Below are 11,171 nucleotides of genomic sequence, written 5' to 3'. Positions count from 1 at the left end.
ATGTAAATTTAATTAAGAAGGCTTTTGAGTATAAAGTTTTAGTTTCTTGTCGTTAGTACTGGTCGTTGTGTTCATCATTTTTACATTCTTATTTCCTCGTTTATAAATATTTTCTTTCCTTCCTTATCCATTTTCTTCCCTTAGGTACGGAAGGGGGTTTTAGGCAATTTTAGGGTAACCCTAAAGCTATCCCCGCACGGGTCCGGAAGGGAGTCCATAATACCAAAGAGAACGATAGCTGACGGTAATGTTTATATCTTTGAGACAGAATTTTCTATTATGTCTATATTAGTTATAAAAAACGCAACAGTTACAAGGAAGGGTTCGGATATTCAAGTAGTATGGTCTGAAGGAAAGAACTTGACTATCTCTACTCTTGACTTAGAGTTAGTAGTCATTGTTGGTAGTAATGTTAGGCTCACGTCTGATGTAATTCTGTTTCTTTCAAGCCTTAACATACCTGTCCTCATACACAATAAGAGGAAAGACGTAGTCCTCGTTTCCCCATTTCTAAACTCACTTGTCAACGTAAGGAGGAAGTTTTACACGATGAGTGATGACATGAAGCTCTATCTTGCTAAGAAGTTTATAAAGGGAAAGGTAATGGGAATGACCAATTTGGCGAAGTACTTCATGTACCTTACCAAGGTCCCTATCGAGATAGACCTTGATCTAAAGCAGATTGATAATGCGAACACTGTAGACGAATTGAGGTCTGTGGAGGCTGAGATGAGTAAGACTTGTTGGGAGCAGCTAAAGAAATTTTTGCCTGAGTCGTTTCCAGGGAGAAAACCGAGAAACCAAGACGAAGTAAACAGGGCTGTGGATTACGCATATTCGATAATATATGCTCTCAGTACACACTCACTGATCGCCTCTGGTCTTGATCCATATGCAGGTGTAATGCATACTGAATACCCAGGTAGGACGGCTTTGACTTATGATTTCTCGGAAATGTTCAAACCTGTGGCTGTTCACTCTGTGATATCAGTTAGTAGGAGGGTTAGGCTAAAGTTAGATAACTCAGGTTACTTGACTAAGGAATCTTTAAGATACTTGACTAAGCACCTATATGAGACTCTACATAAGGGGAAAAGGAGTATAAGGGGACATATTTACGCGATGGGGGTTAAGACTAAGAACTTCATTGCTGAAGGGGTGGACTTTGAGCCATTTGTATATAAACCTAAGTAATTTCTCGTACTTAATTAGATTAGGTGCATGTTATCTGTATAATAATTTATTTTTCTCGTAATCAGTGTACTGGCTAAAATGTGAGCGTTATGAGGGGGTCCATGTTACCTAATTTGGTTTTTCTCAAGTGACACTACTCTTTGTAAAGTATTTATAGATTTAGTGACATGACAACGAAAGTCTGCCTGTTACCTTCCCTATCAATGAAAACCTGGATTTAGTGGCATGACAACGAAAGTATGGTGGATACGATGGTCACGGTGCTGTTAGTACCGTGTTTTAGTAGCATGACAACGAAAGATGGAGCAAACATACGTGAATTGGTTTTAGTGGTATCACAACTGGGGTAGATATTTGTGGAGTAGTTGGTAAGGTAGTGTTTTTGTGTCATCACGGCTAGAATAATCTCTCTCGTTATAATGACCACTAATTCTGGTACTACATTTTTATTTTCTCGCCAAAAGCATGAAAATTAAGAAAAGTACTAATTCTGGTACTACATTTTTATTGTTTCTGCTGGAATTTTTGGCTTGTCATAACCATGAATTTTGGTGACTTTATAGAGGAAGGGCTAAACTCCTTGCCTTTCATCTGTTTGAAGAAAACGTGTTGAATACCAGGGTTATTGCTATAACTCTGAGCGTTTCATTTTATAACAACTTATGGGACTAACGAGTTAGATTTCTGAGTGAGCCTTCTCTCATGTCATAACAACTAAAAGCCAAAGTGTCAAAACGGCTCTTTCATCAACCGAGTCCTCCTCTCATCTCGTAACGACTCCTATGGCAAAAAGAGAAGAAGTGAAAATATTACAGATTTTGCTATGGCAAAAAATTATTTGTGTATTACCTCACGTCGTAAGGATTCGAGCAATTAGCTTGTCACTATTCACTGTTATCCAGATATCAACTACCATTTGTTCTCACTCTTTCTTTCTTGTCACTATTCCTTTTTTATCCAATGGACATATTAGATCCAATCTTCAGTATCAGTCTGGATCAGATTACCTCTTTTTATCCAATAGGTCTAGGTACTGGACTTAAATCTCACCATTCCCCATTATATTATACCACCTCTATTTGAGATTGTCATACCTTTTGTCACTATCCCCCATTGTCCAGAATCATTTCATGCCATAAAGACATGGAAGAGGTGAGCGAGAAATTGACATTAAGAATAATTTCATGCCATAAAGACTCCACTCAGTACCAGCCCTTCTAATCTTATTACCCACAAATTATCTCATACCATAAAGACTCTACGCGAGGTATACCAGATACTAGGGCCTCTGTTGTCTTTCATGCCATTTAAGTATGTAATGCGTTCATATCGTTAACTACATCCTTTCATACAACCTTTAGTGCTGAGTAGAACTTTTTCAGCCCTTTAATTTCAATGCCTTAAACCACCTCAGAGAATTCACCCACTGTTTCTGTATTATCAATGCCTTAAAGTTAAAGATCCGCTTTTGGTTGATTTTCCCTCCATTCTCTTAAAGGCTTTTCTGCGGTAGGGACATGTTAAGTAACTACATCTTTGAACACCATCCTAGTAAAGGCTTTTTTCCGTATACGCGTTAAATCTTTTGTTGATTTTCCCCATTCGTTTACAGCATTTGGGAAATTCATTTTGTCATTTCATAACTCTTCCATGAGTTAAAATATGTTAAGCCTCTACCATAATCCAAGACTGTTGCAATCTAGCCTACCCGTTTATGTTAAGCCTCTACCAATATTAAAGTTAAAAGTCCGTTATGTCAACTCCGCGATTACTAGGAAAAAGCAGGAGAGGGGGAAATTAGTTGAAAATCAGTTATGTCCATTCATTAAATATCTGTGGCTCTGAACTACTAAAATCGTTAAAAGTTCGTTATGTCCATTCTAGTAAATGCAAAAAGAGGCAAATATAGGCAAGAGTTAAAAATCAGTTATGTCCATTCTGGGCATATCCTCTTGTAAAGACAAGATTGACAGAACCTATTCCTCCTTCCCTTAACTTTTCCGTTCACTACGGTATTTAGCTTTTCTGCAATGTACTCTAATACCCTACTGTTGGGTACAACCATGTAACCGAAGAGGGGGAGGTCCTCAAATATTGGGGGTGTAGTTGGAACAACGAGTGTTGAGCACACTAAGTGGTCTTGCATGCACATGTAGGAGTATATAACACTCCTCATAAGTAAATACTTAGGGAACTCTTCACCCCTTGTAATGGTGAACTCAATTGCTAAATTTTCTATTAGACCGTCAGGAATCCCTACTATCTTAGCCCACTCACCAAAGTTGAAATAGATCTCAAACGTCTTCTTTTCACCAAAACTGATTTCAGTTTCACGCTCATAGTTTAGCCTTAGATCCCTCTCTTGTGAGTACTTCTCAAGTGTATACTTACCTCTGAGTTCACACACTGATATATCGTCAAGTATCCTCGCCGGCAACGTATACCTGTAGTTCGTTCTTCGATATCTTATCCTTGATGATGATAAGAGCTCTTGAGATGTCAACGTTTTGGACTGGAACGATAACCACTGAGTCTCTCTCTTCAAGATATTTAGCAACTCTTTCCGATATGAGGAGGGCTCTATTCCAGGAGAGTCTCCCTGCATAGACTGATCTAGATATAAATGATAGACCGTAACGGCGTAGTAGCCTCCTAACCTTACCTCTGATCTTTTCATCTGAAATGTCATATGCAACGACCACGTACATATATATACTTCATCTCTAGCAGTATATAAAAGTCTATTGTAACATCTCTAGTGTGTGGACAACAATTTGGTTGATATAAATTGAATTTTCTTTATTGTGGAAAAGTATTTTTAGGGTTATGGCGAGAAGATGAATGGGTCTGATTTCCTAACACTCACCTTACTCAACCAATGACGAGATGACTAAAAATATTCTTCAGCACAATTTACTCTAAATCTATTTGCATAAGTTAGAATAAAATTGAATTTTATGGAGATGGATGAAATTGTTGTCCACACACCATCTCTATGCTGTTTTATCCACGAGAGGAATTCCTGGGACTATGGGAGGTCTTCTATGCCCTTACCGTATTAAACGTGAGGTATGGGGCATAATCCCCAGTACTTTCCATGACCTAACAGACTAGGTTCAACCTAGCTGGTAGACCTATTATTTCCAGTACCATCTATGACCTAACAGTGCTAATCCCTCCTGAAGTGTAATCGCCAGTACCTTCTATGGTCGAGACGTTTATTTTCACCCCAAGTATTTATTCCAGTGCTCTCTATCATTTAACAATCGTCGATGCCTTATGTGTCCCCTCGAGCATAATTGCTAGTGCTCTCTATCCCCTTATGTTTTATCTCCTCTCTATTACTCTCCACCTTGCTGAACGTGAAGGACTTTTTCGGTGTGTTTGGGGCTTTATTACTCTATAACCTAGATGGACTTTCTATCCCCTGCTGCTTTATCTTTGTTGTCGTTATGACTACTACCATTCTGTGTTATAGTCTTTCTATCCCCTACTTTTTTATCATAAAGTTGGGGGCTTGGGTGGTCCATTTTCCGTCATCTCGCAGTTATTTGGGCAAACCCGAATCCAGCAGCTCTCCCCGTACCCACGCCCATGAGATTAGCGTGAATAAATACCTCCCTAAACGCACTGATAACCTCTTTTTTCAGCCCTTTTCTTACAAAGAACTTCAAATAGCCAATAACGCCTGGTAACCACTTTCCGTCATAGTAGTACCATACCTTCGTCGCCGTGTTTAAGTTATTGTGGGACTCTAATAGTCCGTATGAGAGCCTTATTATGTTCCTCTTATACGTCTCTCTGAAAATTTCAAACACATTTGTTGAGAAGATGAACGGTGGAAATGGGAGGTACCTCCTCGTCTTTATTCGGTCTACTGATGCCAATTTCTCGAAAGGGTCTTTGAACAACGAAGGTGTGATAAGTTTTACCCTTACCTGTGAGAACTCCGTGGGGAAGTCGTCAAAGCTCTCTTGACTGAGCTCCACTGCTTTGATTTTCAAGTCAAACTCTCCATACCTCATGTTAAAACCACTGAAGATAGACGCTATTGCTTTGCTTATCTCTGGTTCAAGTGACGTCTCATAGCCTACGTAGAACCAGTAAGCTCCCCTTATCGTTATGGGCTTAGGGGGTTCTTTTGGTTTAGAGTCGACGCTAAAGTTCGTGACTATACGCTTAGGGTAGACTGCCTCATTATTGTCCTTTAATAGGGAGGTGATCCTGAGGGGTTTAGGGTAGACTTTCTTCTCCCCTTGGAATATCTCATTAAGGTTAGGGTTAGCGTTTATAAGAACAGTCTTTACAAATTTCCCCGTATAGTCAGTAGTAATGAATGGTGTGGGGATATCCACCTTTATCTTAACTAGCCTATACATGGTCTCTGCCCTTCTTCTCAGCCGCTGTCATCTCGTCTAGCAGTATTCTGCCTAATTCGTTAAGCTTACACCTCTTAGGTCTACTATCAACGCAATCAACTAGGTCACTTATCTTACTTAACTGTTTAGATACCGTCGAGACGGTCTTGTTTAAGTTAGACGCAATTTCCTTTATCTCTCTTGGCTCTTTAAGTTCAGACATGAGCTCAATAATCTCTTTCCCCTCCGGTGCCCTAGGTACATACGTCAAGAGCTCATAGGAGTTCTCCATGTTCTCAGTAAAGCATACAGCCTTGATCTTTTTGAAGGGCGAAATCAAAATTGAGTAGTAGTATGAAGCTATGCCTAGTATCCTCATCCCCCCAATTATGTATATCTCAACTTCGTCGAACCCCCTTAACACCTCATGGATCTGTGACAATATTGTCTCAAATGGAGTATTTACGTTAATATATTTAATAAAGTATTTTAACCCGACTTTCGATATATAATCAATGGCAAACCTCAACGCTTCCTCAGACCTCTTTTTACCGAACTCGTCTGTAGTCAAAGCTGAGAGTAGTACGACTTGCTCATCCCCCCTTACTCCCTTACTAGTGATCGCCTTAACTAAGTTCTCGATTGTGAAGCCCATCGTAAATACTAATGCTTTGTTTTTCCCGTCCATGTATTAGATATAGCCTTCCAAGTTTATAAACTATTTGCATGTGAATGTGCAATAAATTAAGGGAATTTTTTTGGCGAAAAGCTTATATACTTTTTTTACGGATAGAATCATATGGATTTCAAAGATTTAGTGAGAGTTGCTTTGAGTTCCATTACATTTAGAGAGGGAGTTAGGGAAGCTAAGATCCGTTCTCCACAGAGCTTCGCATTTCATACAATATCAGTCGGTACAATCGCATATGAGATATGCAGAACAATCTATGAGAAGAGCGATATAGGTAAGAAGACTCTCGATGAGCTGGCTAAAACATATGGGATACCTTGGGAACAGTTATGTTTCTTCGGTGGGTTTATCCATGACTGGAATAAGTTACCTGGTGGGGATGAGACTAAGCAAAGTCTGACTGAAAAAGAGAAGGAAGCGAGGGAGATCATAGCGAGGATAGCTAAGTTAACTGAGAACCCAAACATCAACCCGGACCTCTTCATAAGAAAGATAGCCTTAATGGCAGAGGGTCCCCTCCCCGATACCCTACACTTACCCTTGTGGATAGCCATAAAGTTAGGGGATATGCTAATGATAAGCGATATAGTGAGCGTGAACGACGTTTATTACTTCAAGAGCTCCCCTAGTTACTCACAAGCCGTTAATGCTTTGAAATCTGTTTACGGGATTGAGTTGAGGGTACTCTCATCTTCCCCCAGGTTATTCACGCTCATCGCCTCCAGACGTCTTGTAGAGCGGTTGAAGACAGAGACTATCCCGTTAATTTCCTATACTGACGGATTGGTATACCTCTCCAACACAAACTCTAAACCAATACTTTTATCCGAACTATACAGTGTGATGGAGGAGTTACTGTACGGCTCCGGTAGTGAGGAAAGTTTAAACAACGTAAAGGAGAAGTTGAAGAGTTGCCTCGAGAAGAACATTGACGTTTTCAGGGAGCTAGAGCTTAACCCAGCTATTATAGATGATAAAGAGAAAATAAAGCAGATACCCAACTCTATCTTCCCCTCAAAAATATGTAAGCCATTTGAGGACCTCATTGGGTTGCTTAAGCCTGAGAGTGTCTCAAAGCTCATCGATGATTTGGTCTCAGAGTATAAGGAAGACGCGCCTTGGGCGTTAATACTGTACTTTACCGAGAAGTCCAATAGGAAAGACCAGATTAAAAAAGAACTAGGCATAGGGAAGGTAAACGACTACGTGAAGGCATTTAAGTCCAGCGACTTACTAGATAAATTAGTGGTAGTATTAAAGAAAGTTTACGCACAGGGGCAAAGGGCTATAGACCACAACTTGCTTTCCTTCGTGAAGAAGTCCTTTGGCGGGGACATTGTAGACGACTTATCGTGGGTCAATAAATCCCCTTTGTCCTACTGTGTAGTCTGTGGTATGCCAATATATGAGGAAAGTGCTAGGTTTACCCAATACGGGTTCTCCATAGGGGCCAGAGGTGGGACAGTGGAGATCTTTATTCCCAGAGCCAAGGCAATGGCCAACATAGACAGTCTAAGGGATGACTGGAAAATATGCCCGTTCTGTAACTTTGAGGCAGGCCTTCTTTCTGGGGTCTCCAAACCACCCTTTGTGATAGTGTCCTTTTACCCCGGGATACCGGTAAGGCTCTTAGAGTCAATATACATAGGTACTAATTACTCAAGTGACGTCTTTAAAAAGGTTAAGGAAGACTCATACTATTACGATGTGTTTGTGAGTTGTGGTGGAGAGCTTAGGGATAAAGTAGACCAGAACTTACTGATTAGTTATCTGAGCTCAAAGGTACTAGTGCCCTTTAGGTTCTTCACCGGGAAGGATATGAAGATCTCAACGAGGTTGAGCAAAAAAGATATAAATGATCTCATGAGATATACCCCACTACTCTCCATAGTTTATCTCACCTCCCCCGTGTTTATATCATCTAACATCATGGACATCCCAATGGAGGAGGGTAGGATTAAGGTGGACTCAGTCTTCAACTACAGCTGGATGTCATTAAGTAAGGAAACTAAGGAGGCTAACTACAAAACCTTGCTTACACTTTTAGCCTATAAGGCTAAGTATGATACTATTGCGAGCATCTGTAAGGGTAGTGATCTCGAGAACTGTGTTAGCTCCATGGTGGAAGAGTCTGATTTATATTACGCAGTCGACCCGTCACTTTTCGTGATATCGTTTGGGTTGGGGATAGGTTCTGTAATGGATGAGAGTAAACTCCAAGAGAAGGGGCCCCATAACCCAATTATAAGTCATTTAAATTTTTTAAATTTCGTAATGGAAGAGGTGAGTGAAATGGGTGAGACCCTATCTTCTTCAATAAATTCCCTAGCCTTAGAGCTAGTCAATATAGTAAAGAAAAAGTCCCCTAATCCCTCAAAATACGACGTAATAGGTTTCTTCAGAGACGGAGTGGAAACGTTCTTTAGGACCTCTTCGTTAGCACTAAAAAAGGAGGATAGGATCAATTTAGCCGTAAGTGATGCGATCAGCTCGCTAGATAATAAGTATTCCTTAAGTGATGACTCCAAGTCAAATCTATTTTTTGCCCTTAGAGATATTTTTGAGAAGTTGTACGATATAGAAAACAATAGTGATAGGAGTCTTGCTATACGAATAGCAAACTCCTTGAGCACGTGGATTTATTTACAGTTTTTATATTTCGGGAGGAGTGGTGAGAGGAAATGAAAGGTATAGATCTAGTAAAGAGTTTATTTGGGGATAAAGCTATTAGCTTTTTTTCTAACCTAAGTAAAGAGGACCCGAACGCGGTCGTCCCAAGGGGAAGGGTGGTAAACGTCTACATTACACTACAGGCTGAAAACGAGTTACTGATAAGACATGAAGGAGGAGAAGACATCTCATTGGCCACGATAGGGAATGAGAAATACCCAATAATACTCTACGATAAAATACAATCGGCATGGAGAAGGAACATACTAGCCATATTGAGGAAAGACTACGACAAACATGTGGAAGAAATCAACAAATTGAGGGGAAATAACAACACTTGGAACTGCATGCTTAGACCAACATCTGCTGCAAAGAAAGAGGAGGAGAAAATGGGAGGGTTATGTAGGGAATGTCCAAACTGTATGACATTCGGCTTTGCTGTAGCTGAAGAGGCTAAGTACAACTTAAAGAGCAGAGTTGAGGGCGATCTATTCATAGCCACTACCCCTGAGCAAAAGAGCGTAGTAGTTAGGACCTTTAACGCAGTCGACGATGTGACAAAGACTACATTTATAGAAACTGAAGGTTCTAGGACCGGAAGTCTATTTAGGTTATCACTAGTGCGAAGTGGTACCATATTTGTAGGTAAGGTATCCATGAAGGATGTGACGCCAGCAGAGTTTGGTGTATTAATGTTATCATTAGCTACAATTCCGAGGATAGGTGGCAATACGACAGACTTCGGTAACGTAAAGATAAGGATACCTGCTGTAATACTGTCCCCCTACGAAGTGTCGTCTGGACTAGACCTATTCAACATTGCCAAAGGATTAGAGTCGGTAGACTTAGTGAACGCTAAGGTGAAGGAAAAGGTGAAGAACTACAGTAAGGAGGGGCTGGTGTACACGTTCGACGACCTAGGTGATACCGTAGTAAAGAGCCTAACAAACAATGGTGAGGTAGACCATGAGATAGTGTCAGAGGCTTGGAGAGATGGTATAAATCTGAAGAAATCAATAGAGCTATTCATCCAGAGCAAAAAATGAGCTATTAACTCAGAGCAAAAGGGTCTAAAGATGAGAGTTTTTGAAGCACTGTTCACATTAGAAGGAGTCCTAATATTTTCAACTGAAGTGAGACCTGCTATATCTCAGGGGCAAGCAAAGGGATCTTATATAAACCCTTTGCCCTATATACACAACTACCCTGTCATGTATGGGTTGATGGGAAAGTCGAGTGAGGCCTACTTCGTGATTCCATCCCTGCACGAAGAAGCCTATACGGGCAAAAAAGGTCTTAGATATACTTCAGTCAGTGACATGATCAGAAAGTTTAAGAAGGGACAAGAGGGATCTATGTATGTCTTTCCCCTCATACCTAAGCGTATAAAGACTATGTCGTTTTTAATGTCTTCTGAATCCTGGACCTACGTCTTGCCCGTAAGGGGGAGGATAAAGAACGTGTATCCCAGATTGACCAACTACACAGCCTTCGCCCCAGAGAGTACATTTTTCACCTATGTGATTACAGTTGGAGAGACCACACTCCCCAGGTGGATAAGAATAGGTAAAAAGAGGTGGGGTATCATGAGGGTCGATATGAAGGAAATAAGGGATTTCAAGGTCCAGAAAGTCCAAAACGAAGTCACCAGTATACCCATAAATATCAAGGACGCTGAGGAGTTCGGATATGAGATTAAGTCATATTCTAAGCTGATTGAGACCCCAAACATAGAGGAGGGCGTAATAGGATGGGCTACCCTAGGCCAATGCGTCCAGATAGAGGCAAAAGGCTCTAAGATATGCTTACCCATACCAGAGGAGGTGTATAAGAATGAAACTTAATGCAGTAAACGATAGCTACACATACTACATTCGCCAAGGAATTACAGATCTCCTTCAATACAAACTGGGGTGATAATAAACGTATACTAGAGAAGTAGTTGTTAAGGAAGTTTACATAGAAGAGGGGAACATTAGTATTAATGGCATTAGACTGCGTAAATTTCAGGAGGAACTCTTCTACAGTCTCGGTAAACACGAGAGGATCCTTCTAAGGGCTCCTACGGGATCGGGGAAAACGTTCACCCTCATTGTAAGCCTACTGAAGACCTTAGATAGTGGTATCCCCGTAACTGGCATATACCCGTCAAAGGCCTTAGTATATGACCAATATGAGTCACTGAAGAACACGCTACTGAGAATGGGTTTTTCAAACAACGGCGACCACTTCATAGGAAAAATTAAGGTAGATGGGAT

At 40.6% G+C, this 11,171-nt stretch carries 9 protein-coding genes and 1 pseudogene; 5 read left to right on the top strand and 5 right to left on the bottom strand.

Annotated features, from left to right (window positions below):
• The first annotated feature begins 279 nt into the window (after positions 1-279).
• A complete protein-coding gene (gene cas1, locus BFU36_RS13435; RefSeq protein WP_069284490.1) occupies positions 280-1,194 on the top strand; it encodes a CRISPR-associated endonuclease Cas1 in 915 nt (304 codons plus the stop codon).
• Between the two features lie 1,927 nt (positions 1,195-3,121).
• Here the strand turns inward: cas1 and BFU36_RS13430 are convergent.
• From BFU36_RS13430 to csa3, 5 genes are all read right to left on the bottom strand, one after another.
• Positions 3,122-3,631, bottom strand: coding sequence for a hypothetical protein (locus BFU36_RS13430; RefSeq protein ID WP_069284489.1), 510 nt, complete (start codon positions 3,629-3,631; stop codon positions 3,122-3,124).
• Positions 3,612-3,902: a CRISPR-associated endonuclease Cas2 gene (gene cas2, locus BFU36_RS13425; protein ID WP_069284488.1), complete on the bottom strand. Its 291-nt coding sequence runs from the start codon at positions 3,900-3,902 to the stop codon at positions 3,612-3,614. The genes BFU36_RS13430 and cas2 overlap by 20 nt, the downstream gene beginning before the upstream one ends.
• Before the next feature lie 699 nt (positions 3,903-4,601).
• Positions 4,602-4,724, bottom strand: a complete 123-nt coding sequence (locus BFU36_RS14440; protein ID WP_257784675.1) for a hypothetical protein — start codon at positions 4,722-4,724, stop codon at positions 4,602-4,604.
• A 6-nt stretch (positions 4,725-4,730) separates the two neighbouring features.
• On the bottom strand, positions 4,731-5,573 hold the full coding sequence (locus BFU36_RS13420) for a CRISPR system precrRNA processing endoribonuclease RAMP protein Cas6 (RefSeq protein WP_069284487.1): 843 nt from the start codon (positions 5,571-5,573) through the stop codon (positions 4,731-4,733).
• Positions 5,566-6,240, bottom strand: a complete 675-nt coding sequence (gene csa3, locus BFU36_RS13415; RefSeq protein WP_069284486.1) for a CRISPR-associated CARF protein Csa3 — start codon at positions 6,238-6,240, stop codon at positions 5,566-5,568. Before csa3 ends, BFU36_RS13420 begins: the two co-directional genes overlap by 8 nt.
• A gap of 111 nt (positions 6,241-6,351) precedes the next feature.
• Between csa3 and BFU36_RS13410 the strand changes: the two genes are divergently transcribed.
• From BFU36_RS13410 to BFU36_RS14510, 4 genes and pseudogenes are all read left to right on the top strand, one after another.
• The gene (locus BFU36_RS13410) at positions 6,352-8,928 is read left to right on the top strand and encodes a hypothetical protein (protein WP_069284485.1); all 2,577 of its coding nucleotides are present in this window, start codon (positions 6,352-6,354) and stop codon (positions 8,926-8,928) included.
• A complete protein-coding gene (gene cas7d / locus BFU36_RS13405; RefSeq protein ID WP_069284484.1) occupies positions 8,925-9,959 on the top strand; it encodes a type I-D CRISPR-associated protein Cas7/Csc2 in 1,035 nt (344 codons plus the stop codon). The genes BFU36_RS13410 and cas7d overlap by 4 nt, the downstream gene beginning before the upstream one ends.
• Before the next feature lie 30 nt (positions 9,960-9,989).
• Positions 9,990-10,757, top strand: coding sequence for a type I-D CRISPR-associated protein Csc1 (locus tag BFU36_RS13400; RefSeq protein WP_069284483.1), 768 nt, complete (start codon positions 9,990-9,992; stop codon positions 10,755-10,757).
• Between the two features lie 115 nt (positions 10,758-10,872).
• Positions 10,873-11,052 (top strand): annotated as a pseudogene (locus BFU36_RS14510) (DEAD/DEAH box helicase family protein); the annotation flags it as partial.
• Between the last annotated feature and the right edge of the window lie 119 nt (positions 11,053-11,171).

The organism is Sulfolobus sp. A20 (assembly GCF_001719125.1).
Taxonomy (GTDB): Archaea; Thermoproteota; Thermoprotei_A; order Sulfolobales; family Sulfolobaceae; genus Saccharolobus.
The sequence above is the reverse complement of the archived record's forward strand: the minus strand, read 5'-3'. Positions and strand labels throughout refer to the sequence as shown.